The sequence below is a fragment of the Streptomyces sp. NPDC088817 genome (genome assembly GCF_044750345.1).
Classification (GTDB): Bacteria; Actinomycetota; Actinomycetes; order Streptomycetales; family Streptomycetaceae; genus Streptomyces.
This window is the reverse complement of record NZ_JBIVJN010000003.1, coordinates 408,445-432,307: the sequence shown is the minus strand read 5'-3', so window position 1 is coordinate 432,307 and position 23,863 is coordinate 408,445. Positions and strand designations below refer to the sequence as shown.

Here is a 23,863-nt window from a genome sequence, read left to right as displayed (position 1 = left end):
CCGGGTGCGGGGCCCGGTCCCGGTCGCAGCCCGGTGGTCACTCCGTGCGCAGGCCCTCGGGGCGCATCAGGCGCAGCAGTGGCGGAAGGCTGAGCAGGGTGACCGCGAGGACGACTCCCGCGCCCATGCCGGTCATCGCCAGCACGCTCGGCCAGTGCACGGCCACCGTGGTGTTCGTCATCTTCAGCAGCACCGCTCCCAGCGTCATCCCGACCGCCGCGGCCAGCAGCAGGCCGAGCATGACCGGGATCGCCGTCTGCCACAGCACCGACAGGCTCAGCGTGCGCCGCCGGGTGCCGAACGCGACCAGCGCCGACAGCAGTTTCTTCCGTTCCCGCAGCTGCTCCAGCTGCGACACCAGCAGGCTCGCCCCGATCAGCAGCAGCACACAGGTCGCGCCGACGAACAGGCCGGTGCGGATGGAGGCGAACTTCTTCGACTCCTCACTGGCCACCCACACGTACGCGTTCGTCATCGGGTCGACCGCCGCCGCCGTGTTGCGCACGTACTCGCCCACGTCCCGCACCGACCGGTCGACCGACAGATAGACCCTTCCCCCGACCACCGCGGCCACCGGCGGGGGCACAGCGGCCGGGGTCATCAGCAGGCCGCCGCGCCTTTCTCCCCCCGGGTCCTCGATCGAGCGGGCGGTCTTGAGGGTGTCAGGGACGGTCCACGGGATGTCCGCGTTGTGCCTCACACCCGTGGAGGTGTCCAAGTACAGCTCGCGGCCGGGCCTGGCCAGCTTCGCGGTGTCGGCGTCGAACTGGCTGCCGCTGAGGGCGAAGACGTCTCCGTCGTGGCAGGAGGACATGCTCGCCACCTCGCGCAGGGAGGCGCAGTCGCCGATCGTCACCGAGGCCGAGACACTGGATTCGTCCTCGGTCTTCCAGGACCTTTCAGCGACTGATCCCTGGGACAGCGCGGTCGCCTTCAGCACGCCCTTCGTGGCCGAGAACTTCTCGGCGGTCCCGGTGAGCGCGGCGCCCCGCGGCGCGCTCACCTCCATCTGGGCCCGGGAGAGGTTCTTTCCGGAGTCCTTGGTGTAGTCGCCCTGCACCCCGGCGAAAAGCATCTGGAGCGCGATCGCCCCGGCCACCGCGACCGCGATGCCACTGACCAGCCGTGCCGCCGTACCGCTGCTCAACTGGAGCCTCCGTACCGCCAGTTGCCAGGCCACTCCACCGCCGCCGAGCCGGCCGACGACCGTCTCCACGGCCCACGGCAGCAGCGCGGTCACCCCGATCAGCAGCAGGGTCACGCCGCCGATCACCAGGTACTGGTTGAAGTCCCCGTTGCCACGGCCCTGGCCGAACATCGGGTAGAGCATCCCCAGCCCCACGACGGGAAGCAGCAGCCGCCACCACAGCCGGCGCCGCGCGGGCTTCGCCGTGCGCACCACGCCCAGCGGCTCGATGACCACTCCGCGCAGCGCCAGCACGGTGACCAGCACCGCCGCGGACGGCACCGCGACCGCGACCAGCCCGGCCAGCCAGGGGGAGGGGTTCAGGTAGCTGGGGAAGACGCTGATGCCGACGACCTCGACGGACCCGGCGGCCTGACGGCCGATCAGGAAGAAGACCGTGCCGAAGACCAGCCCGAGCAACGAGCCCGCCATCGCCTCGCCGGCCGCGATGCGGCGGGTCATCCTGCTGTCGGAGCCGACCAGCCGGAGCGCGGCCAGCCTGCGGTCACGCTGCTCGCCGCCGAACCGCACGGCCGCGGCGATGAACACGGCCACCGGCATCAGCAGTGCCACGAAGACGACCATCACGAGCAGCAGCAGCACCGGGTCCGAGCGCTCCGTCCGCTGCGGGCTGCCGTACTCGGTGATCCGGGCCACCTGCCAGCCGTTGATGCGCGGCGCCAGGTTCTCCACACCCGCGTAGTAGGCCAGTTCGCGGGAGCCGATGAGTCCGCTCTCGGCGATCGTGCCGGCCACGCGGTACGGCAGCCGCTGCCGCAGCAGCCTTCCGGAGCCGGAGTCGAGGAGTTCCCTGAGCGCGGGGGAGACCACCATCTCGCCCGGCTTCGGGTAGGCGGCCACTCCCGGGGGAAGCGGCGCCCGCGGCCCCTCGGGCTCCACCAGCCGTCCGCGCACCTCCTTGTCGTGGTACGTCGTGTCGACGTCCGCGATCACCAGGGTGTCGTCGGCCTTCGCCGGGGGGTTCTGGCTGTAGGTGTAGTCCTCGCGGGCCTCGCTCCGCTCGTGCCGTACCGACAGCGCGCTCGGTATCGCGGTCGTGAGCAGCAGCAGTGCCACGCCGAGCCCGACACCGACCGCCGTGAGCACGACCCGGAGCCATCCCTCGCGTCCCCCCGTGAACGCGAACCTGGCCCCCATGCTCAGGTCGCGGGCCCACTGACGCACGACGCTCATACGACGCGCTCCATGTCCCGGGACTTGCCGTCGCGTACGACGATCTCGCGGTCGGAGTACGCGGCGACCCGTGCCTCGTGGGTGACGAGGACGACCGCAGCGTTGGACGACCGGGCGGCCTCCGTGAGCAGTTCCATCACACGCTCGCCGTTGAGCGAGTCCAGTGCGCCGGTCGGCTCGTCGGCGAACAGCACGCGCGGGTCGGTGACCAGGGCCCGGGCCACCGCGACGCGCTGGCCCTGGCCGCCGGAGACCTCGCCGGGGCGCTTCTTGCGCAGGTCGTCGACCTCAAGGCGGCGCATCCACTCCAGCGCCGCCCGCTCGGCCTCCTTGCGGGAGGTGCCGTTCAGCCGGAGCGGCAGGGCCACGTTCTCCACGCACGTCAGCTCGGGCACCAGCTGGCCGAACTGGAAGACGAAGCCGAACTCCGAGCGCCTGAGCGCACTGCGCTGGGCGTCGTTCATGGCCGACAGCTCACGGCCGTCGTAGGTGATCGAACCCGAGTCGGGGGTGACGATCCCGGCGAGGCAGTGCAGCAGCGTGGACTTGCCGGAGCCGGAGGGACCCATCACGGCGACGACCTCGCCGGCGTGGATGGAGAACCCGGCGCCGTCCAGGGCGGTGGTCGGGCCGTAGGCCTTGTGCAGATTCTCGGCGGTCAGCAGGGAGCCGGCGGGAGGGGTCATCGGGCCACCGCCTCTCGGAGCTTGTCGAGACGGGCCGCGGTGAGCTCCAGCCAGCGCAGGTCGGCCTCGAGGTGGAACAGGGCGTGGTCGCAGATGAGCTGGTCGGCGAGATCCCCCTTGCGCTTGCGCTCGGTCAGGATCCGCATGCTGCGCAGGTGCTCGGCGCGCTGGGTGTCGAGGACGTCGGCGGCGTCGCGGTGGGTGAGCAGCGCCAGGACGACCTTGGTGTAGAGCGTCGACTGCAGGTACAGCTCCGGCTTCTCCGGAGTGGCGAGCCACCGCTCGACGTCGGTGACGCCGGCCTCGGTGATCGCGTACCGCTTGCGCTCGGGGCCCTCGCCCGCCTCGATCCCGTCGACCTCGACGAGTCCGTTCTTCAGGAGCCGGGACATCGTCGAGTAGACCTGGCCGTAGTGCAGCGGCCGGTCGTGACCGAACTTCTCGTCGAAGGCCCGCTTCAGGTCGTAACCGTGACGCGGGCCGGACTCAAGGAGTCCCAGGAGTGTGTGACCGATGGACATGCCGATGACTCTACACAGGGTGTATACGCGGCATGTATACACCGCGTGTCCGCGGCGCCACGGAAGGGGCGATTACGCAGGTGGGAGGGGATTGTCACGGTTCCGCTACGAGGCCGGCGATCACGGTTTCCGTCCATCGGGATGGCAATACTTCATCGCTCGACGGCAACCCTTGGCGCCCCTGGAACGTCGGTTCCAGAGGGACAGGTGCTGATTGTCACGTCCGTGACGGGGCGGATCAGTGGGGCTTTGTCATAGGCAGCGGTGTTAGCTTTCTGAGCTGACCTGGACCACGCATCTGAGTGACAGCCGAGACGGAAGCGGAGCGTACGGACCCATGGGACGAGCGGAAGAGAGACGAGCGCGACAGCGTGGTGGCCGCCGCGCGGCGCCCCAGCGCTCGTCCGGGACACCGGCGGCCGGCATAGCACCCGAGGGCGGCGGCAGGGCCGCGGCGCGCAGGGCCGCCGCCCGCCCGGCCAAGGGGAAGGGCGGCATACGCCGGCTGTTCACCTGGAAGAAGATCCTCGGCTCCTTCCTTGGCGTCTGCCTGCTGGGCATGGGTGCCTTCATCGTGCTGTACCTGGTCGTGGACGTGCCGGAGGGCAACCCCGACGCGCAGCTCCAGAGCAACGTCTACAAGTTCAGCGACGGCTCGGTCCTGGCCCGTACCGGCGAGGTCAACCGCGAGATGGTGGACCTGTCCAAGGTGCCCAAGGCGGTCCAGCACTGCTTCGTCGCGGCCGAGAACAAGACGTTTTACAGCGACAACGGCGTCGATCTGAAGGGCACCGCCCGCGGTCTGCTCAACACGCTGAGCGGCAAGGGTGCGCAGGGCGGATCGACGATCACCCAGCAGTACGTCAAGAACTTCTACCTCAACCAGGACCAGACCGTCACGCGCAAGCTGAAGGAACTGGTCATCTCGCTGAAGGTGGACCAGCGGATGTCGAAGGACGACATCCTCGCCGGGTACATCAACACCAGCTACTACGGCCGGGGCGCCTACGGCATCCAGGCCGCCGCGCAGGCCTACTACCGCGTCGACGCCAAGGACCTCTCCGTCCAGCAGGGCGCTTACCTCGCCGCCCTGATGCAGGCCCCGAGCCAGTACGACTGGGCCGTCGCGAGCGACACCGGCAAGCGGCTCGCGCAGCAGCGCTGGAACTACGTGCTGGACAACATGGTCAAGCAGGACTGGCTGAACGCCGGCAAGCGGCAGACCATGAAGTTCCCCGTGCCCAAGGAGCCCAGGCCCGCTCCCGGACGTGACGGTCAGAAGGGCTACCTGATCGCGCTGGCCAACCAGCAGCTCGAACAGCAGCTGATGAAGGACCAGGACCTGACCCAGGCCCAGGCGGAGCGAGCGGTCGAGGGCCAGGGCTGGAACATCACCCTGAACATCGACAAGAAGAAGCAGACCGCGCTGGAGGAGGCGGTCAAGGCCCAGCTCACCAGCAAGCTGGACGCCAAGCAGCGACCGGTGGACAAGACCGTCCAGGCCGGCGCCGTCTCCGTCGACCCGAAGACCGGGCACGTCGTCGCCCTGTACGGCGGCCAGGACTACCTGAAGCACTACTTCAGCAACGCGACCCGGCGGGACTACCAGCCGGCCTCCACCTTCAAGCCGGTGATCCTGGCCGCGGCGCTGGAGGACGACTCCAGGACCCAGGACGGTCGGCCGATCAGGGCGAACACCGTCTACGACGGCACCAGCGGCCGCCAGGTCGTGGACAACGGCACCAAGGTCGGCTTCGGCCCGCCCAACGAGGACGACCAGAACTACGGGAACATCACGGTCCAGAAGGCCATGAACCAGTCCGTCAACTCCGTCTTCGCGCAGATGGGCGTCGACGTGGGCATGGACAACGTGATGAAGGTCGCCGGCAAGCTCGGCATGGACACCAAGGGCATGCAGGCGGTGCCGGCCCAGACGCTGGGCTCCATGGGCGCCAGCCCGCTGGAGATGGCCGGGATCTACGCCACCCTCGACAACCACGGCAGGAAGGTCACCCCGACCATCGTCAAGTCGGCCGAGCAGAAGGACCGCACGGTCAAGATGGCCGACCCGATCGGCGAGCAGGTCATCAGCCGCGAGGCCGCCGACACGGTCACCTCGGTGCTGACCGGCGTGGTCGACGACGGTACGGCCAAGAGGTCGGTGCAGGACAATCCGCAGCGCAACGGCCAGCAGGTCGCGGGCAAGACGGGTACGTCCGACAAGAACAAGTCGGCCTGGTTCACCGGCTACACGCCGGGCCTGGTCACCTCGGTCGGCCTGTTCGGCGAGGATCTGGCCAAGAACGGCCAGCACGTTCCGCTGTACGGGGCGCTCGGCGAGCCGCGCGTCAACGGCGGTGGGCCGCCCGCGAGGATCTGGGCCGAGTACACGTTCGGCGTGATGGGCGACGTCACCAAGTTCGACCTGGACACCAAGCAGGGTGCCGCCGTGGAGCCGTCCACGTCCCCGACGGTCACCGAGTCGCCGAGCGAGACTCCGTCCGAGACGCCCACCACCACCGCGCCCACGGTGTCCGAGTCGCCCAGCGACACACCCAGCGAGACGCCGTCGCAGACACCGAGCCAGACGCCGTCGCAGACACCGAGCGACCCGTCGTCGAGCAGAGAGCCGACGGACGGCCTCAGCGACAACCCGCTCCTCCCCAACGGCAACGACCAGTGAGCGGCATGCGGTGATCACCGAGAGGTGAACAGTACGAAGGGGCGCCCGGTCCGACCGGGCGCCCCTTGCTTTTGTCGCTTTCGGCGAGCTGCGGGGTTCTTCGGCCAGAACATGGCCGGTCGTTCACGGGCGGCCGGCGACCTCGAACCAGACCACCTTGCCCGTGCTCAGCCGGGTCGCGCCCCAGCGTCTGGCCAGCCGGTTGACCAGGTACAGGCCGCGTCCGCCCTCGTCCGTGGCGCGGGCCTGGCGCAGGCGCGGCAGTTGCGGCACGTCGTCGCCGACCTCGCAGCGCAGCACATCCGTGCGCAGCAGGCGCAGGGTGACCGGGCGGGAGGCGTAGCGCACCGCGTTGGTGACGACCTCGCTGATCAGCAGCTCCACGGAGTCGGTGAGCTCCTCCAGGCCCCAGCGGGACAGCGCCCGGCGGGCCAGGCGGCGGGCCTGGCCGGGGGCCGCGTCCTCCGGGTCCAGGGTCCAGTACGCCACATCGCTCGGCGCGATGCCGTCGAAACGGGCGGCGAGGAGCGCGATGTCGTCGTCCCGGTCGCCCGGCCCGAGCATGTCGAGCACCTCGTCGCACAGCGCCTCCAGCGGCGGCGGGTGATCGGGGCCGGTGAGCTGCGCGGTCGCCGAGAGCTTCTCGCGCAGCTGCTCTATGCCCGTCCACACGTCCCGCAGCCGCGACTCGACCAGGCCGTCGGTGTACAGCAGCAGGGTCGCGCCCGCCGGCGCGTCCAGCTCCACCGCCTCGAAGTCGACGCCGCCGACACCGATCGGAGCGCCCGGCGGCACCCGCAGCACCTCGGACCGGCCGCCCAGGTGCAGCAGGACCGGCGGCGGATGGCCGGCGTTGGCGATGGTGATGCGGTGCGCGACCGGGTCGTAGACCGCGTACAGGCAGGTCGCCATGCGGTCGGAGCCCAGCCGCTGCGCCTGTTCGTCGAGGTGGTGCAGCACCTCCTGCGGCGGCAGGTCGAGCCCGGCCAGGGTCTGCGCGGTGGTGCGCAGCTGGCCCATGATCGCGGCCGACGTCATCGAGTGGCCCATGACGTCACCGACGACGAGGGCGACCCGGCTGCCGGGCAGCGGAATGGCGTCGTACCAGTCCCCGCCGACCCGCGCGGTCTCCGCCGCGGGCAGATAGCGGGAGGCCAGCCGTACGCCGGTGGGGCGGGGCAGCGTCTCCGGCAGCATGGTGCGCTGCAACTCGTCGGCGATGTACGCCTCGCGGCCGTAGAGCACCGCCTTGTCGATGCCGAGGGCGCTGTGCGTGGCGAGCTGCGCGGCGACGAGCAGGTCGTCGGGCTGGAACGCGTGGCGTTCCGGGCGGCGCAGGAACAGCGCGGCGCCGATCACCCGGCGCCGGCCGCGCAGCGGGGCGAGAATGGTGCGCTGCCCGTCGGGCACGACCAACTCGGAGTCCTCGCCGAGCAGTTCCGTCAACGCCAGATGCGCGGCCGCGGTGTCCGTGAACACCGGACGCACGCCGCGCAGCACCTCGCCCAGCGCGGATCCGGGCCGTACCTCGCACAGCTCGTTGGTCACCGCCGACAGCTCGGCCGGCTGCTCCGGAACCGGCGCCGGCATGAACCCCAGCTCGTTGTCGCGGTCCGCCGGTATCCGGTCGGTGCGGCGCAGCCGCAGGACGAGCGGTCCCGCGGGCCGTTCGTCGCCCACCGGCAGCGGTTCGCGCAGATACACGAGGATGGCGTCGGAGAAGGTGGGCACGGTGGCCCGGCACAGACCCAGGACGATCTCGTCGAGGTCCAGACCGCGGGCGATGCGCCGGGTGGCGGCACCCACGAACCGCAGCCGGTCCCCGTCCCGCCGCATGGGCAGCGTCCGCCCGGGCGGCAGCCCTTTCCCGGTACGCCGCTCCTGGCCGTCGGGGGCCGCACCGCGCCCGGCCCGGCGCTCCTGGCCGCCGGGGCCGCCCGCCGAACGGGACGCCCCGGCGTCGGACTGACCGGAACCGGCCCCGTCGAGGGCCCCGCCGTCGCCGGTCCTGCCCCCGGCCACCCCGGCCGCGTCCGGCTGGGCGGGGATGCCCTCCGGCGCGGGGCGCGGACGGTGTGCGTCGGGCTCCGCGGACGCCGGCTGGGAGTGCTCGGACCCGGCCGCGGCGACCGGACGCGGCACGTCGTCGGCCGGGCCGGACTGAAGCGGTAAGGCCGCGGCCCCCGGGGCGGTGGGGGTACGCAGAAGCGCCCCACGGGCGTCCGTGGGGTCGGCGCCCGGCTGGGGGCGTTCGAAGGAGGTCGGCTGCTCCGTCACGCGTGTCGAATCCATCCGTCCGGGGCTGCGCGCCGGGCGCGCAGTTCGTCCCGCCGAAGACCCGATACCCGGAATGCATGCCCCAGGAACGGATTTCCGGCGTGGTCAGAGGCTGTTGCTGTGCCACCGGCGGACCGACCGCGGCCCGCACGGGTGTTGCCCTCGTACCCCTCGCTCACGTCCTGCCGCCCCTCGGTGACGTTCGATCAGTCCCGGTCGTCGCTCCGGGAGTTGGTACCGGCCCTGCGCCTGTTGCGGAGGACGATCCTACGGTTCTTGTCCGGGGGCGCATCAAGGGTCTCATGAGGCCACGCGCGTGGGGGTGCGGTCCCAGTCGTCCGGCAGCGACGGTACCTCCCAGGCGGGATCCGGGCGCCACTGCTGCCAGGACTCGCTGAACGGCGGCCGCCAGGCGCGGATCGTCTCCACCGCCTCGCGGCCCGCGGCCCGTACCCGTTCGGCGAGTTCGGCGTCCACCAGCCCGTCCTGCTGCGCCTGCGTGAACTCGTCCTCGTCCCGCCAGTGCCAACTGCGGTCGGGGTGGACGGAGATGTCGAGGAAGTGGTCCTCGGAGTCGACCCCGCCCGCCCAACGGGCCAGCGGTTCCTCCAGGTTGACGTACCAGTTCTTGAACGTCCAGCCGGGCTCCCAGAACAGCCACACCGACCAGGGCTCGCCGGGCCGGGCCAGCTTGAGCACGCCCGTGCCGGACCAGCGGTCGCGCCGCACGGTGCGCGGCTTGGTGTAGCGCGACGCGAGCGGCTCCAGGTGCACGGGTGTGCCGTCGGCGAGCACGGGTCTGACGCACTCGGTGCCGGGCGCCATCCACACGGCGAGCAGCCCCGGGTCGTCCCGCACGACGGTCACCGGCCGCACGATGTGGAAGCGCGCGCCGCCGTTCTCCCGGTACCGCCACAGGATCTGGCTGCCGGGGGTCCAGGGTGCCGTCGCACCGCCCGTCGTCGCGGGTGCGGTCGCTCCGTCGTGTGCCATGGGCAAATATTAGGTGCCCGGGGCACCCTCCGCCGTGCAGGACGGCATCGTTCACGCTTCGGTGGCGCGTGGTTACGGGTGCGTCATCCGCAGGACGTCCAGCGCCCGGTCGAGTTGTTCCGTGGTGAGCAGACCGCGCTCGACGTAGCCGCCCTCGACGACGACCTGACGGATCGTCTTCTGCTCGGCCAGCGCCTTCTTGGCGACCTTCGCCGCCTCCTCGTACCCCAGGTACCTGTTGAGCGGGGTGACCACGGACGGCGAGGACTCGGCGTACTCGCGGGCCCGTTCGCGGTGGGCGACGATCCCGTCCACGGTCCGGTCGGCGAGCAGCCGGGAGACGTTGGCCAGCAGCCTGATCGACTCCAGCACGTTCTTGGCGATGACCGGGAGCATGACGTTGAGCTCGAAGTTTCCGGCGGCGCCCGCGGTGGCGACCGTGGCGTCGTTGCCGACGACCTGGGCGCAGACCATGAGGACGGCCTCGGGCACGACCGGGTTGACCTTGCCCGGCATGATCGAGGAGCCGGGCTGGAGGTCGGGCAGGGAGATCTCGGCGAGCCCGGTCCTCGGCCCGGAGGCCATCCACCGCAGATCGTTGGCGATCTTCGTCAGCCCCACGGCGATGGTCCGCAGCTGGCCGCTGGTCTCGACGACGCCGTCCCTGGCGCCCTGTGCCTCGAAGTGGTCGCGGGCCTCGGTGAGCGGCAGCCCGGTCGCGTGGGCGACCTCCTCGATCACGGCGGCGGAGAAACCGGGCGGGGTGTTGATGCCGGTGCCGACGGCTGTCCCGCCGAGCGGCAGCTCGGCCAGCCGGGGCAGGGAGGCGTTCAGGCGCTCGACGCCGTACCGCACCTGGGCGGCGTAGCCGGCGAACTCCTGGCCGAGGGTCACGGGCGTGGCGTCCATCAGGTGCGTCCGCCCGGACTTCACCACGTCGGCGAACTCCTCGGCCTTGCGGGTGAGGGCGCTCGCGAGGTGGTCGAGGGCGGGGACCAGGTCGCGGGTGACGGCCGCGGTGGCGGCGATGTGGATCGACGACGGGAAGACGTCGTTGGAGGACTGCGAGGCGTTGACGTGGTCGTTGGGGTGCACGTCCCGGCCCAGCCGCTCGCCGGCGAGGGTGGCGATGACCTCGTTGGTGTTCATGTTGGACGAGGTACCGGAACCGGTCTGGAACACGTCGACCGGGAAGTGCTCGTCCCACCTGCCCTCGGCGACCTCGGCCGCCGCCTCCCGGATCGCCTCGGCGACGTCCTCGTCCAGCACCCCGAGCCGCGCGTTCACCGTGGCCGCGGCGCCCTTGATCCGGGCCAGTGCCTCGATGTGCGCGCGTTCGAGCCGCTGCCCGGAGACGGGGAAGTTCTCCACCGCCCGCTGCGTCTGGGCACGCCACTTGGCGTGGACGGGGACCTGGACTTCGCCCATGGAGTCGTGCTCGGTGCGGTATTCGCTCATACCGCGTACAGCGCGGGCGGCGGTGGGGATGTTCCGGCGGTGGGCCGAACGGGGGGGGGAGCCCCCGGCGGCTGCCGAGGGCTCCAAGGGTGTGCGGGGACCGGTGTGCGGGGACCGGCTCAGGCCAGACCGGGGCCCCGGACCGGGATCGACGTGAACGTCGGCTGGGGGGCCGGGTTCTGGAAGAAGTCGTTGCCCTTGTCGTCCACGACGATGAACGCCGGGAAGTCCTCGACCTCGATCCTCCAGACGGCCTCCATGCCGAGCTCCTCGTACTCCACGACCTCGACCTTCTTGATGCAGTCCTGGGCCAGCCGGGCCGCCGGGCCGCCGATCGAGCCGAGGTAGAAGCCGCCGTGGGTGCCGCACGCGTCCGTGACCTGCTTGCTGCGGTTGCCCTTGGCCAGCATCACCTTGGAGCCGCCCGCCGCCTGGAACTGCTCCACGTAGGAGTCCATGCGGCCGGCCGTGGTCGGGCCGAAGGAACCGGACGCGTAGCCCTCGGGGGTCTTGGCCGGGCCCGCGTAGTACACCGGGTGGTCCTTGAGGTACTGCGGCATCTCCTCGCCCGCGTCGAGCCGCTCCTTGATCTTCGCGTGGGCGATGTCCCGGGCCACGACCAGCGGGCCGGTCAGCGACAGCCGGGTCTTCACCGGGTACTTCGCCAGCTCCGCGAGGATCTCGTCCATCGGCCGGTTGAGGTCGACCCTCACCACGTCGTCGTCCGACAGGTGCTCGTCCGTCGTCTCCGGCAGGAACCGCGCCGGGTCCTTCTCCAGCTGCTCCAGGAACACGCCCTCGGGCGTGATCTTCGCCAGGGCCTGCCGGTCCGCCGAGCAGGACACCGCGATGGCGACCGGGCAGGACGCGCCGTGCCGCGGCAGCCGGATCACGCGCACGTCGTGGCAGAAGTACTTGCCGCCGAACTGCGCGCCGATCCCGATCCTCTGCGTCAGCTCGAAGACCTTCTGCTCCAGCTCCTCGTCCCGGAAGCCGTGCCCGAGCGGCGAGCCCTCGGTCGGCACGTTGTCCAGGTAGTGCGCGGAGGCGTACTTCGCCGTCTTCAGGGCGTACTCCGCGCTCGTGCCGCCGACCACGATCGCCAGGTGGTACGGCGGGCAGGCGGCGGTGCCCAGCGAACGGATCTTCTCCTCCAGGAACTTCATCATGGAGGTCTCGTTCAGGACGGCCTTCGTCTCCTGGTACAGGAAGGACTTGTTGGCCGAGCCGCCGCCCTTGGCCATGAACAGGAACTTGTACGCGCCGCCGTCCGTCGCGTACAGCTCGATCTGCGCGGGGAGGTTGGAGCCGGTGTTCTTCTCCTCCCACATGGTGAGCGGCGCCATCTGCGAGTAGCGCAGGTTCAGCTTCGTGTAGGCGTCGTAGATGCCCAGAGAGAGGGCCTTCTCGTCCTCGCCCGCCGTCAGCACGTTCTGGCCGCGCTTGCCCATGACGATCGCGGTGCCCGTGTCCTGGCACATGGGCAGCACGCCGGCCGCGGCGATGTTCGCGTTCTTGAGCAGGTCGAGGGCGACGAACTTGTCGTTCGCGCTCGCCTCCGGGTCGTCGATGATGCGGCGCAGCTGGGCGAGGTGGGCCGGGCGCAGGTAGTGCTGGATGTCGTGGACGGCCTCCTCGGCCAGCTTGCGCAGCGCCTCCGGCTCGACCTTGAGGAACGTACGCCCGTCGGGCCCCTCGACGGTGGAGACGCCCTCGGACGTCACCAGCCGGTACGGGGTGGTGTCCTCACCCTGGGGGAGCAGATCGGTGTACGTGAACGCAGGGCGGGCAGGGGGGGAAGTATGCGGCATCTCGCCCATTCCTCACTCGGCAGACGGCTGCCCGCCGACGCTGGCGGGCGACAACCAGCGTAGAACCTGTCCCCGACGGTGAGCCTGTGAGGTCCGGCTCGCTGTGGACAACAGATACTCGGCACCCTCGCCGTCCACAGCCCCTAGTCGCGATCTATCGCGTTTCGGTACCCTGCTGCCGTGGACCTTCAGAAGCAGACCGAACCGCGAGCGGCCGCCGCTCCCGTCGCCGAACTGCGCGCCTCGGACGCCGACCGTGACCGTATCGCCGACATCCTGCGCGAGGCCCTCGCCGAGGGCCGTCTGAACGCGGACGAGCACGCCGAGCGCGTCGAGGGGGTGCTGAGCGCCAAGACGGTCGGCGAGCTGGAGGTCTTCATCCAGGACCTGCCCGCCGCCCACCAGGGCCGAGCGGCCGCCGCGTACACCCCGGCGCCGAACCAGCCGGCGGACGGCGCGATACCCCCCGTCGCCGACGAGAACGTGGTGGCGGTGTTCAGCCAGGCCACCCGCCGCGGCCGCTGGCGCCCCGGGCGCCGGGTGCACGCGTACGCGATCTTCGGCAGCGTGGAGATCGACCTCAGCGAGGCGGTCTTCGAGTACCAGCAGGTCGTGATCAAGGCCGTCTCGGTCTTCGGTGACGTGCAGGTCCGCGTCCCGGAGAACGTGTCGCTGCGCGGCACCGGCGGCGGCGTCCTCGGCAACTTCGAGGTGGTCACGCTGGACTCGGCCGAGTCGGAGGCGCCCGTCGTCTACGTCGACGGCTGGGCCGTGCTGGGCAACGTCGAGGCGCGGCCGAGGCGGGGCAAGCTCGTCGCGGACATCCTCGACCGGGTCCAGCGCAAGGTGGACAAGCATCTGCGCAAGCACTTGTGACAACAGCGGTCGTTCGCGGACGCCGGCGGTCACGGTCGGGCGGTTGGGAACTCAGTGCATAGGCGCGCGTACAGCGGGTAGGCCTTGCTGCATCGTCTCTTGGACCCTCCCGCTCGCGAAGCCGTCGTCAGGAGAAGACCGTGCCGCAACCGCCGCATTCGTCGCTGCAGGTAGCTGCCGTACCGGCCCAGCGGGCGCCGGCGCGTGACAGGGATCAGGACGCGCCCTGGCACACCGAGGCGGTGTGCCGGCGTGACGAGGCGGGCCTGTTCTTCGCGCCCTCCAAGGAGCCCACCGCCGCGCGGCTGTCCCGCGAGGAGGCGGCCAAGCGCGTCTGCGCGCGCTGCCCCGTCATGGTCGAGTGCCGCGAGCACGCGCTGCTGCAGCCCGAGCCGTACGGCGTCTGGGGCGGCCTCACCGCCGCCGAGCGCCGCGTCGTCCTGGCCCGGCGCCGCCGCCGCGACCTGGAACTGCAGAAGGCCGCCCGCACCACGGGCCGCATAGCGGCCGCGGGGTAGGGCCCGTACGCCGGCGGATCCTCCGTGCGTCCTTGGTGCGGTACGCGCAAGGGGCGCCCCCTCCGCACGGGGAGCGCCCCATTGCTGTGATCGCGGTGACCGGACCGCGGGCCGTCGGCTACTTCGCGCGGTCGAAGTCGATCGCGCTGTACGCCCGCAGCTTGCTCAGCCGGTGCTCGGAGTCGATCCGGCGGACCGTGCCGGACTTGGAGCGCATCACGATCGAGTCGGTCGTCGCCGTCTCGGCGCGGTAGCGCACACCGCGCAGCAGTTCGCCGTCGGTGATGCCGGTGGCGACGAAGAAGACGTTCTCGCCGGAGACCAGGTCGTCCGTGGTCAGCACGCGGTCCAGGTCGTGCCCCGCGTCGAGCGCCCGCTGCCGCTCCTCGTCGTCCTTCGGCCACAGCTTGCCCTGGATCGTGCCGCCCAGGCACTTCACCGCGCAGGCCGAGATGATGCCCTCGGGCGTGCCGCCGATGCCGAGCAGCAGGTCGATGCCGGTGCCGTCGCGCAGCGCCAGGATCGAGCCGGCCACGTCGCCGTCGGAGATCAGCTTGATGCGGGCGCCCGTCTCCCGGATCTCCCTGATCATGTCCTCGTGCCGAGGCCGGTCCAGGATGACCACGGTGACGTCCTCGGGCGTGGACCGCTTGGCCTTGGCCACGCGCCGGATGTTCACCGACACCGGGGCGTCGATGTCGACGAAGTCGGCCGCTTCCGGGCCGGTGACCAGCTTGTCCATGTAGAACACGGCGGACGGGTCGAACATCGCGCCGCGCTCGGCGGCGGCGAGGACCGCGATGGCGTTCGGCATGCCCTTGGCGGTCAGGGTGGTGCCGTCGATCGGGTCGACGGCGATGTCGACCTCGGGCCCGGTGCCGTCGCCGACCTGTTCGCCGTTGAAGAGCATCGGCGCCTCGTCCTTCTCGCCCTCGCCGATGACGACGACGCCGTTCATCGAGACGGTGGAGACGAGGGAGCGCATGGCGCGCACGGCGGCGCCGTCGGCGCCGTTCTTGTCGCCGCGCCCGACCCAGCGGCCCGCGGCCATCGCCGCGGCCTCGGTCACCCGGACGAGTTCAAGGGCGATGTTGCGGTCGGGCGCCTCGGAGGGCACCTCGAGCTCTGAGGGCAGATGATGATGCTCGGTCATCGGAGCGCACCTTTCTGATACGACGACGGCCGGATGAGGGTGTTGGCCCCGACTCTATCTCCGGACGGACAGAATGAGCAGGGGACCCCACGGATGAGCGGGCAGGGCACCTGCGACGATAGGGGCGTGGCAGGTTCGAACGGCAAGCAGAAGACGGTCCGGGACATGATCCTCTCCCTGGGCCTGATCGGCATCGCGGCGGCGGTGATCTACCTCTTCGTCCCGCACGACACCAAGGCTCCCGACATCCAGCGGGTCGACTACGGCATCGAGTTGACCACCGCACGCCGGGCGGCGTCGTACCCGGTGGCGGCCCCCGAGGGCCTGCCCGACACCTGGAAGGCCACCTCGGTCCGCTTCCGGGCCCAGGAGAAGGAGCACTGGCACCTGGGTTTCCAGGACCCCGACGGTCAGTACGTGGCGGTCGAGCAGTCCGCGGAGAACCGCAAGGACTTCGTCGACGCGGCCAGCGTGGGCGGGCGCGCCACGAAGGTCACCGAGGAGATCGACGGCCGCACGTGGACGCGCTACACCGGCGGCCGCTACGACGCGCTCGTCCTGGAGGGCACCAAGGGGTCCACGACGGTGGTGGCGGGCACGGCGTCCTTCGACCGGCTGACGGCGATGGCCCGGGCCTTGAAGACGTCCTGACCGCCTGAGTTGCTGACCGCCCGCCGCGGCCGCGGGGTCCCGGCGAGTGGTCCCCCCGGCCCGGGCGTGGGCTTTCAGCGCCCTGACCAGCGGGTTCCCCGGCCGTGATGGCGGATCTGGCCGTCGGGGCGCGGGCCTCGGTTCCGGCTACGGGCCCGACCTGTGGGCTTCCCGGACCCGACCGCGAACCCTGCCTGCCGAAACCCTGCCTGCCGCAACCCTGCCTACCGGCGGCCGGCCTCCGGCCCGTCCCCTTCCGTCTCCTCGGAGAGGGCCGCGTCCAGTCGGGCCCGTGCGCCCTCCAGCCAGTGGCGGCACACCTTGGCCAGTTCCTCGCCGCGCTCCCACAGGGCGAGGGACTCCTCCAGGCTCGTACCGCCCGCCTCCAGGCGCCGGACGACGTCGATCAGCTCGTCCCGGGCCTGCTCGTAGCCGAGCGCCTCATCCGCCTTGCTTGTCATCCGCCCACCCTATGTGTCGACACGAACCGTGAACTCGCCCTCGGCGACCCGGGCCCGCAGGGCCTCGTCCGCCGTCACCTCTCCGGGGTCGCGGACCACGTGCCCGTCCGCCTTCTGGAGCACCGCGTACCCGCGCCGGAGGGTCGCGGCGGGGGAGAGGGCCACCACGCGCGCGTGCGTGTGCGTCAGCTCCGAGTCCGCGCGGTCCAGCAGATGCCGCAGGGTGCGCCGGCCGCGGTCGAGGACCGACGCGATGTGCTCCTCGCGCTCGTCGAGCATGCGGTGCGGGTCCTCCATGCAGGGCCGGGCGAGCGCGTGGGCGAGCCCCCGCTCCTCCCGTTCGACGAGTGCCCGTACGCACCGGCGGGCCCGGTCCCGCAGCTGCCGTACCCGCTCGTACTCCTCGCCGACGTCCGGTACGACCTTCTTCGCGGCGTCGGTCGGAGTGGAGGCGCGCAGGTCGGCGACGTAGTCGAGGAGCGGTGTGTCCGGCTCGTGCCCGATCGCCGACACCACGGGCGTACGGCAGGAGGCGACCGCCCGCACGAGTTGCTCGTCGGAGAACGGCAGCAGGTCCTCCACGCTGCCGCCGCCGCGCGCCACGATGATCACGTCCACGTCGTCGATCGAGTCCAGCTCCTTGACGGCCTGCACGACCTGCGGGACGGCGTGCACGCCCTGCACGGGCACGTTGCGCACCTCGAAACGGACCGCGGGCCAGCGGTGCCGGGCGTTCTCCAGCACGTCCCGCTCCGCGGCGGACGCCCGGCCGCAGACCAGCCCGACGAGCTGCGGCAGGAAGGGCAGGGGCTTCTTCCGCTCGGCCGTGAACAGGCCCTCCGCCGCCAGGGTCTTCTTGAGCTGTTCAAGCCGGGCCAGCAGCTCACCGACGCCCACCGGCCTTATCTCGGCGGCCCGCAGCGACAGCTGCCCGCGCGGCGCGTACCACTCCGGTTTGGCGTGCACCACCACCCGCGCGCCCTCGCCGACCACGTCGGCGATCGCGTCGAACACCTGGCGGTAGCAGGTCACGCTGACGGAGATGTCGTGCGACGGATCGCGCAGCGTCAGGAACACCACGCCCGCACCCGGGCGCCGCGACAACTGCGTGATCTGCCCCTCGACCCACACAGCGCCGAGCCGCTCGATCCACCCCCCGATCAGCCGTGACACCTCACCGACGGGCAGGGGGGCTTCGGGGGACGTGGAAAGGGCCATGACCGCGAGAGTAACCGCCCCCACCGACAACCCCCACCCCTTCACCCACCGCCCATGGGCCGATCTTCGGGCCGCGGCGGCGGCCTTACGATGGGGGCATGACTGCTTCGTCTGGCCGCCGTGTTCTGCTCGCCGCCCCCCGGGGCTACTGCGCGGGTGTGGACCGCGCCGTGATCGCCGTCGAGAAAGCCCTGGAGCAGTACGGGGCTCCGATCTATGTCCGGCACGAGATCGTCCACAACAAGTACGTCGTGCAGACCCTGGAGAAGAAGGGTGCCGTCTTCGTCGAGCGCACGGAGGAGGTGCCGCCGGGGAACATCGTGATGTTCTCGGCGCACGGCGTGGCCCCCACCGTCCACGAGGAGGCCGAGCGCGGCCGCCTGGCCACCATCGACGCCACCTGCCCCCTGGTGACCAAGGTCCACAAGGAGGCCGTCCGGTTCGCCACGGAGGACTACGACATCCTCCTGATCGGGCACGAGGGGCACGAGGAAGTCATCGGCACCACCGGTGAGGCCCCCGACCACATCCAGCTCGTCGACGGCCCCGAGGACGTCGCGAACGTCGAGGTCCGCGACCCGTCCCGGGTCGTGTGGCTGTCGCAGACCACGCTGTCGGTCGACGAGACCATGGAGACCGTCGACGCGCTCCAGAACAAGTTCCCGCAGCTGCTCTCGCCGCCCAGCGACGACATCTGCTACGCCACGCAGAACCGTCAGCTCGCCGTGAAGCAGATGGGCGCCGAGGCCGACCTGGTGATCGTCGTCGGCTCCCGCAACTCCTCCAACTCCAAGCGGCTGGTGGAGGTCGCCAAGCTCGCGGGCGCGCGCCAGGCGTATCTCGTCGACTTCGCCGACGAGATCGACGAGAGCTGGCTGGAGGGCGTCTCCACGGTCGGCCTGACCTCGGGCGCCTCCGTGCCGGAGGTCCTGGTCGAGCAGGTGCTCGAATGGCTGGGGCAGCGCGGCTTCGAGGACGTGGAGATCGTCAAGGCGGCCGAGGAGTCCATCACCTTCTCCCTGCCCAAGGAGCTCCGCCGGGACCTGCGCGACGAGGCGGCCGCGCTGGTCGCCGAGCGCGGAGGGGCCGGTACGACCCGGCATTGACGGTCCGTCGTACGCCGTAACGTGGGGCCATGCAGATCTTCGGCGTGGACATCGGCGGGTCCGGCATCAAGGGTGCCCCTGTGGACCTGGACAGGGGAGCCCTGGCCCAGGAGCGGCACAAGGTGCTGACTCCGCACCCGGCGACCCCCGGCACCGTCGCCGACGGGGTCAAAGAGGTGGTCGACCACTTCGGCTGGACCGGACCGGTCGGGCTGACGTTCCCGGGCGTCGTCACCGGCGGCGCCACGGTCCGTACGGCGGCCAACGTCGACAAGAGCTGGGTCGACACCGACGCGCGCGCGTTGTTCGGCGGCCGGCTGGGCGGTCTGCCGGTGACGGTGGTCAACGACGCGGACGCGGCGGGCGTCGCCGAGATGCACTTCGGCGCGGGCCGCGGCCGCGGGGGCACGGTGGTGCTGCTGACCTTCGGCACCGGCATCGGCAGCGCCGTCTTCGTCGACGGCGCTCTCGTCCCCAACACCGAGCTCGGGCATCTGGAGCTGAACGGTCACGAGGCGGAGAAGCGGGCGTCCAGCAAGGCCAAGGAGGACCACGACCTGAGCTGGGAGCGCTGGGCGCGCCGGGTCCGCAAGTACCTCGCCCATGTCGAGATGCTCTTCAGCCCGGAGCTGTTCATCATCGGCGGCGGCGTCAGCCGCAAGTCCGAGAAGTTCCTGCCCCTCATCGAGGGCATCAAGGCGGATATCGTCCCCGCCCAGCTCCAGAACGACGCGGGAATCGTCGGCGCGGCCATGCACGCGGCGGAACACGGCTGAGCGGGCGCGCAGGCCGACGGGGGCCCCGGTGGGGCCCGCCGGGTGCGGGTGGGGTGCCGATTAGCTGCACCCCGCGTGCCCCCGCGTGCCCCCCCCCGCGGACGGCGCACCCGTCGCCTCAGACCGCCATGCGCTTGCGTGTCGCCCGTCTCTGGGCCGCCAGGATCACCCGTCGCACCAGTGCCGTCACGCCCGCGATCAGGGTGCCCGCGTACAGCCAGGGGGCCTGGGTGGCGAGCGCGGCCACCAGGCTCATGAGCTTGCCGAGGAACCCGGCGTCCCCGTCGATCACCGGCAGCAGCCCCACGGCGAAGCCGATCGGCACCACGACGGGTGCGCTCAGCATGTCGCCCTTGCGCACCCACAGCGCGGTCAGCGCGCACACCGGCAGGAACAGCACGCCGTAGACGGTGGAGCCGCCGCCGAGGAGCAGGTCGAGGCCACCCAGCAGGAACATGGCGGCCCCGCAGAACAGCCCGGCACCCAGACCGGTCAGCCGCGGACCGGACGGCCGTCGCGGCGCGGGCGCCGGGACCGCCGCCGGAACGGCCGGACGCCGGGCCGCGGGAGGCCGCCGTGCCGGGGGCACCGGCGGCCTGTCTCGTCGCGGTCCGTGCTGCTGGTGTCGCGTCCTGTGCTGCTCCACTGGACCAACCTAGGTCTGCTTATGTGGCGAATAGCCCGCCTGACACGCCGTGTGTCGCAGCCTGGCCAAGCGTTCGAACCGTCGCGGGGAGCCGGGCACGACACGCCGTAGACTGGTGGATCGGCCGCCTGGCCCCCAATCTCCTCACGTACGGGAAGTCGCAACGTGTCGCTCACGATCGGAATCGTCGGTCTGCCGAACGTCGGCAAGTCGACCCTGTTCAACGCCCTGACCAAGAACGACGTGCTCGCGGCCAACTACCCGTTCGCCACGATCGAGCCGAACGTCGGTGTCGTCGGCGTGCCGGACGGTCGCCTCGCCCAGCTCGCCTCGATCTTCAAGTCGGAGCGGATCCTCCCGGCCACCGTCGACTTCGTCGACATCGCCGGCATCGTGCGCGGCGCAAGCGAGGGCGAGGGCCTGGGCAACAAGTTTCTCGCGAACATCCGCGAGTCGGACGCGATCTGCCAGGTCATCCGCGCCTTCAAGGACGAGAACGTCGTCCACGTCGACGGCAAGGTCTCGCCGAAGGACGACATCGAGACGATCAACACCGAGCTGATCCTCGCCGACCTCCAGACCATCGAGAAGGTCCTGCCCCGGCTCCAGAAGGAGTCGCGGATCAAGAAGGACATCGCTCCCAAGGTCAAGGCGGTCGAGGAGGCCCAGGAGATCCTGGAGAAGGGCGACACGCTCTTCGCGCACGGCATCGTCCAGGGCAGCGAGCGCGCCGAGCTCCTGCACGACCTGCACCTGCTCACGACCAAGCCGTTCCTGTACGTCTTCAACGTCGACGAGGACGAGCTGGTCGACGAGGACTTCAAGAACGAGCAGCGCGCCCTGGTCGCCCCCGCCGAGGCGATCTTCCTCAACGCCAAGCTGGAGGCCGACCTCGCCGAGCTGGACGAGGACGAGGCCCTGGAACTCCTCCAGTCCGTCGGCCAGGACGAGCCCGGCCTCGCCACCCTCGCCCACGTCGGCTTCCGCACCCTCGGCCTCCAGACCTACCTGACGGCCGGCCCCAAGGAATCCCGCGCCTGGACCATCAAGAAGGGCGCCACCGCCCCCGAGGCCGCCGGTGTCATCCACACCGACTTCCAGAAGGGCTTCATCAAGGCGGAGGTCATCTCCTTCGAGGACCTCCTGGAGTCCGGCTCCGTCACCGAGGCCCGCGCCAAGGGCAAGGCCCGCATGGAGGGCAAGGACTACGTGATGCGCGACGGCGACGTGGTGGAGTTCCGCTTCAACGTGTAGTGCCTGATTCCTTGATCGGCTAACGTGGCTGGTCAGGGCATGAATCCCCAGGTCAGGGGCCAGATCATCGGGTCTGGCCCCTTCCTGTTTTCTCCTGCGGATTAAGGCTGTTTCCGGGCCGTGTGCTGACTTGGTGCTGACCCTGGCGGCGACTCTCAGAAGCTCTGACCTGGGGCTCCGGAGGGAGAAGGGAGGACAGCCGAGGGTGACCCGGACGAAGCGACGGCGGACCGGTTTCCCGTTCTGGAAACCCGAACCTCTTGTTGTGCAGGCCGCCGGCTGGGAACGATGAACGGGACACCGGAGCACGGGAACGAGGGGGCACCGTATGAGGCTGACGAAGCTGGCCACCACCTGTGAGAACGGGGACTGTCCCACCCTGTATGCGACCGACAAGGGAACCCTGATCGTGCAGGGAGGCGTGCCGACAGGACACGGCCTCGACGTGCCGGAGGGCGAATCCCTGGTGGAAATCCCGATGGACCTCATCCGGAAGGCAATCCGTGATCAGCGCATCTAACGACCTGGCTGCCCGCTTCTCCACCTTCCAGGAGGAGGCGTTCCGGCTGGAGACCCTCGACGACTACAGCAACTCCGGAAACCCCGCCGCCTTCCGCTCCTTCCTCGCAGGGGAGCCCAAGCCCGCGGACTACAACGCGGGCTGGCTGGAGACCGTGAGCAAGGCGACGGAGAGCGGCAAGCGCATGGTGCGCGTCCACGTCCTGTCCCGCCCGCTCACGCCGTACCTCCGCTACGAGCTGAGCTGGGGTTACCAGACGAACATGACGGCGGGTGAGGAGTTCCACATCCTCGACACGACCGACCGCCCGAATCCGCTGGAGGGTGTGCCCGATTTCTGGCTCTTCGACGGCCGCGAGCCTGTGGTGCTCAACTACGACGAGAACGGCGCGTTCACCGGGCCGACGTTCGTCCCGGCACCGGGGGCGTTGCCCACGGGCGAGGAGTCCGAGTACGCGACGTATCGAAGCGTCGCCCTGGCCATGTCGGTGCCCTTCACCGAGTGGTGGGGGAAGCACGGAGCAGCGTGAATCAGGCAGAACTCGGTGCCGCGCTGCGGGCGCTGCGGCAGGCGTCCGGCAAGGAGGCCAAGGTCGTCGCCCGCAGCGCAGTCATGTCGACCGCCAAGCTGTCGAAGATCGAGAACGGCCGTGTCGCCCCGGCGACGGCGGACGTGGAACGCATCCTCACGGCTTTGGACGTGTCCCCGGAGATCAAGGCCGAGTACCTCGCTGTAGCCCGCGCACAGGCCACAGAGGCAACCGCATGGCGCCTCTTTCGGCGCATGGGCTACCACAAGAAGCAGGAGCAGATCAGGGCGTTGGAGTCCTCGATGACGCTCCTGCGCCTCTTCCAGCCGTCCCTGGTTCCCGGTCTGCTCCAGACGCCCGAATACATCCGGGCAGTGTTGGAGCCGAAGGGCCTCACGGACGAACAGCTCTCCCGTACGGTCTCCGCCCGGATCGAGCGGCAACGCGTCCTGTACGACACCAGCAAAGCCCTGCACTTCGTGGTTACGGAACCCGTCCTGCGCTGGCGTCTCCTTCCGCCCGCGATGATGGCGGGCCAGCTGGACCGCATCGTGTCAGTGTCCCGCCTGCCGAACGTGGACGTGCGCGTGGTCCCCCTCGACGCGCCGCAGCGCGACGTGCCCGGTCACTCCTTCGTCATCCGGGACGACCGTGTGGTGACGGTCGAGACGACACACGCCGAGGTGGTCGTCACCGACCCACGGGACGTCTCCCTGTACGTCGAGAAGTTCGACCGCTTCGCCTCCGTGTCCCTTGCCGGGGACGCAATGCGCGACCTAGTCGAGGGCATCCGGGACGCGTTCTTGCGCGAACGGGAAACGCCCTAGCTTCGGCCCCTCGGACCGGCTGACCATGGCCTTCTCGACGAGATGCGGGGAGGCATACGAGATGCACGGAGAACCGTCGACGCTGCCGGAGCCGGTGGCTTCTTCCCTACCGCCGGCACGGCCAGAACCCGTCCCGGGCTGCCGGGACTGCCTCGGCCTCGCGGTACAACGGGCCAACGCCGGGTCGGTCTGGGACTACTCCAAGGTGTCCGACATGAACGTGACCCTGCGCGCTCACCTGCGGGACGCGCACGGGGGCGAGTGATGCCCCGCGCTGTGCTGCGGTACGTCACGCATCGGATCACCCAGCACCCAGACACCGACGTGACGTTCGAGGCCAAGTGCCTCCGCTGCGACTGGTCGGCGACGCCTTCCGAGGACGGGGCGGCCGTGGACATCGAGTGCATGGGGCACACGGGACGCACCGGCCACGAGGGATTCAGGCGGGTGTGCACGTCGTTCGCTCTGGTGGTGCGGGCGGGGTGACGGCGACCCAAGCGTCACTTGCTTCAGTTGCCG

General features: G+C 70.6%; 23 protein-coding genes. 12 read left to right on the top strand and 11 right to left on the bottom strand.

What is annotated here, in order from left to right:
* Nucleotides 1–37: 37 nt before the first annotated feature.
* From ACIP4X_RS08140 to ACIP4X_RS08130, 3 genes are read right to left on the bottom strand one after another with little or no spacing between them, the layout of a single operon-like run.
* Complete coding sequence (locus ACIP4X_RS08140; RefSeq protein WP_401347308.1) at nucleotides 38–2,380, bottom strand: ABC transporter permease; 2,343 nt, start codon at nucleotides 2,378–2,380, stop codon at nucleotides 38–40.
* Nucleotides 2,377–3,066, bottom strand: a complete 690-nt coding sequence (locus ACIP4X_RS08135) for an ABC transporter ATP-binding protein (protein ID WP_358728807.1) — start codon at nucleotides 3,064–3,066, stop codon at nucleotides 2,377–2,379. Before ACIP4X_RS08135 ends, ACIP4X_RS08140 begins: the two co-directional genes overlap by 4 nt.
* On the bottom strand, nucleotides 3,063–3,587 hold the full coding sequence (locus ACIP4X_RS08130) for a PadR family transcriptional regulator (protein WP_358728809.1): 525 nt from the start codon (nucleotides 3,585–3,587) through the stop codon (nucleotides 3,063–3,065). Before ACIP4X_RS08130 ends, ACIP4X_RS08135 begins: the two co-directional genes overlap by 4 nt.
* 337 nt (nucleotides 3,588–3,924) lie before the next feature.
* On the opposite strand from ACIP4X_RS08130, the gene ACIP4X_RS08125 reads away from it, so the two are divergent.
* Complete coding sequence (locus ACIP4X_RS08125) at nucleotides 3,925–6,270, top strand: transglycosylase domain-containing protein (protein WP_401347304.1); 2,346 nt, start codon at nucleotides 3,925–3,927, stop codon at nucleotides 6,268–6,270.
* A 123-nt stretch (nucleotides 6,271–6,393) separates the two neighbouring features.
* Here the strand turns inward: ACIP4X_RS08125 and ACIP4X_RS08120 are convergent, their stop codons facing one another.
* The 4 genes from ACIP4X_RS08120 to ACIP4X_RS08105 form a co-directional block, all read right to left on the bottom strand.
* A complete protein-coding gene (locus tag ACIP4X_RS08120) occupies nucleotides 6,394–8,562 on the bottom strand; it encodes a SpoIIE family protein phosphatase (protein WP_401347301.1) in 2,169 nt (722 codons plus the stop codon).
* Between the two features lie 285 nt (nucleotides 8,563–8,847).
* The gene (locus ACIP4X_RS08115; protein WP_358728815.1) at nucleotides 8,848–9,540 is read right to left on the bottom strand and encodes a DUF402 domain-containing protein; all 693 of its coding nucleotides are present in this window, start codon (nucleotides 9,538–9,540) and stop codon (nucleotides 8,848–8,850) included.
* Nucleotides 9,541–9,612: 72 nt separating this feature from the next.
* Nucleotides 9,613–10,998: a class II fumarate hydratase gene (locus ACIP4X_RS08110; RefSeq protein WP_401347297.1), complete on the bottom strand. Its 1,386-nt coding sequence runs from the start codon at nucleotides 10,996–10,998 to the stop codon at nucleotides 9,613–9,615.
* A 119-nt stretch (nucleotides 10,999–11,117) separates the two neighbouring features.
* Entirely contained in the window at nucleotides 11,118–12,818 is a 1,701-nt protein-coding gene (locus tag ACIP4X_RS08105) for a FumA C-terminus/TtdB family hydratase beta subunit (protein WP_391459643.1), read from the bottom strand.
* A 171-nt stretch (nucleotides 12,819–12,989) separates the two neighbouring features.
* On the opposite strand from ACIP4X_RS08105, the gene ACIP4X_RS08100 reads away from it, so the two are divergent.
* Both ACIP4X_RS08100 and ACIP4X_RS08095 read left to right on the top strand, forming a co-directional pair.
* The gene (locus tag ACIP4X_RS08100) at nucleotides 12,990–13,685 is read left to right on the top strand and encodes a DUF1707 domain-containing protein (RefSeq protein ID WP_401347294.1); all 696 of its coding nucleotides are present in this window, start codon (nucleotides 12,990–12,992) and stop codon (nucleotides 13,683–13,685) included.
* Between the two features lie 140 nt (nucleotides 13,686–13,825).
* The gene (locus ACIP4X_RS08095; protein ID WP_358728823.1) at nucleotides 13,826–14,203 is read left to right on the top strand and encodes a WhiB family transcriptional regulator; all 378 of its coding nucleotides are present in this window, start codon (nucleotides 13,826–13,828) and stop codon (nucleotides 14,201–14,203) included.
* Nucleotides 14,204–14,321: 118 nt separating this feature from the next.
* On the opposite strand, the gene glpX is transcribed toward ACIP4X_RS08095, so the two are convergent.
* On the bottom strand, nucleotides 14,322–15,356 hold the full coding sequence (gene glpX / locus ACIP4X_RS08090) for a class II fructose-bisphosphatase (RefSeq protein WP_358728824.1): 1,035 nt from the start codon (nucleotides 15,354–15,356) through the stop codon (nucleotides 14,322–14,324).
* A gap of 126 nt (nucleotides 15,357–15,482) precedes the next feature.
* On the opposite strand from glpX, the gene ACIP4X_RS08085 reads away from it, so the two are divergent.
* Nucleotides 15,483–16,007, top strand: a complete 525-nt coding sequence (locus ACIP4X_RS08085; protein ID WP_358728826.1) for a DUF4245 domain-containing protein — start codon at nucleotides 15,483–15,485, stop codon at nucleotides 16,005–16,007.
* A gap of 224 nt (nucleotides 16,008–16,231) precedes the next feature.
* Here ACIP4X_RS08085 and ACIP4X_RS08080 read toward each other — a convergent pair whose 3' ends face one another.
* Together ACIP4X_RS08080 and xseA are read right to left on the bottom strand one after the other, a co-directional pair.
* Complete coding sequence (locus ACIP4X_RS08080) at nucleotides 16,232–16,468, bottom strand: exodeoxyribonuclease VII small subunit (protein WP_401347290.1); 237 nt, start codon at nucleotides 16,466–16,468, stop codon at nucleotides 16,232–16,234.
* Nucleotides 16,469–16,477: 9 nt separating this feature from the next.
* On the bottom strand, nucleotides 16,478–17,686 hold the full coding sequence (xseA, locus tag ACIP4X_RS08075; protein WP_401347288.1) for an exodeoxyribonuclease VII large subunit: 1,209 nt from the start codon (nucleotides 17,684–17,686) through the stop codon (nucleotides 16,478–16,480).
* A 98-nt stretch (nucleotides 17,687–17,784) separates the two neighbouring features.
* On the opposite strand from xseA, the gene ACIP4X_RS08070 reads away from it, so the two are divergent.
* Both ACIP4X_RS08070 and ppgK read left to right on the top strand, forming a co-directional pair.
* A complete protein-coding gene (locus tag ACIP4X_RS08070; RefSeq protein ID WP_358728832.1) occupies nucleotides 17,785–18,792 on the top strand; it encodes a 4-hydroxy-3-methylbut-2-enyl diphosphate reductase in 1,008 nt (335 codons plus the stop codon).
* Between the two features lie 29 nt (nucleotides 18,793–18,821).
* Complete coding sequence (ppgK, locus tag ACIP4X_RS08065; protein WP_358728834.1) at nucleotides 18,822–19,568, top strand: polyphosphate--glucose phosphotransferase; 747 nt, start codon at nucleotides 18,822–18,824, stop codon at nucleotides 19,566–19,568.
* 118 nt (nucleotides 19,569–19,686) lie between these two features.
* Here ppgK and ACIP4X_RS08060 read toward each other — a convergent pair whose 3' ends face one another.
* Entirely contained in the window at nucleotides 19,687–20,055 is a 369-nt protein-coding gene (locus ACIP4X_RS08060; protein ID WP_391459732.1) for a DUF6542 domain-containing protein, read from the bottom strand.
* A gap of 324 nt (nucleotides 20,056–20,379) precedes the next feature.
* Here ACIP4X_RS08060 and ychF point away from each other — a divergent pair, with 324 nt between their 5' ends.
* The 6 genes from ychF (at nucleotide 20,380) to ACIP4X_RS08030 (ending at nucleotide 23,830) form a co-directional block, all read left to right on the top strand.
* Entirely contained in the window at nucleotides 20,380–21,468 is a 1,089-nt protein-coding gene (ychF, locus tag ACIP4X_RS08055; protein WP_100571966.1) for a redox-regulated ATPase YchF, read from the top strand.
* Nucleotides 21,469–21,796: 328 nt separating this feature from the next.
* A complete protein-coding gene (locus ACIP4X_RS08050; protein ID WP_030145782.1) occupies nucleotides 21,797–21,988 on the top strand; it encodes a hypothetical protein in 192 nt (63 codons plus the stop codon).
* Entirely contained in the window at nucleotides 21,972–22,517 is a 546-nt protein-coding gene (locus tag ACIP4X_RS08045; RefSeq protein WP_401347282.1) for a DUF6879 family protein, read from the top strand. Before ACIP4X_RS08050 ends, ACIP4X_RS08045 begins: the two co-directional genes overlap by 17 nt.
* Nucleotides 22,514–23,344: a helix-turn-helix domain-containing protein gene (locus ACIP4X_RS08040; RefSeq protein WP_401347279.1), complete on the top strand. Its 831-nt coding sequence runs from the start codon at nucleotides 22,514–22,516 to the stop codon at nucleotides 23,342–23,344. The genes ACIP4X_RS08045 and ACIP4X_RS08040 overlap by 4 nt, the downstream gene beginning before the upstream one ends.
* 61 nt (nucleotides 23,345–23,405) lie before the next feature.
* A complete protein-coding gene (locus ACIP4X_RS08035) occupies nucleotides 23,406–23,609 on the top strand; it encodes a hypothetical protein (protein WP_030145785.1) in 204 nt (67 codons plus the stop codon).
* Complete coding sequence (locus ACIP4X_RS08030; RefSeq protein WP_401347276.1) at nucleotides 23,609–23,830, top strand: hypothetical protein; 222 nt, start codon at nucleotides 23,609–23,611, stop codon at nucleotides 23,828–23,830. The genes ACIP4X_RS08035 and ACIP4X_RS08030 overlap by 1 nt, the downstream gene beginning before the upstream one ends.
* The last annotated feature ends 33 nt before the right edge of the window (nucleotides 23,831–23,863 follow it).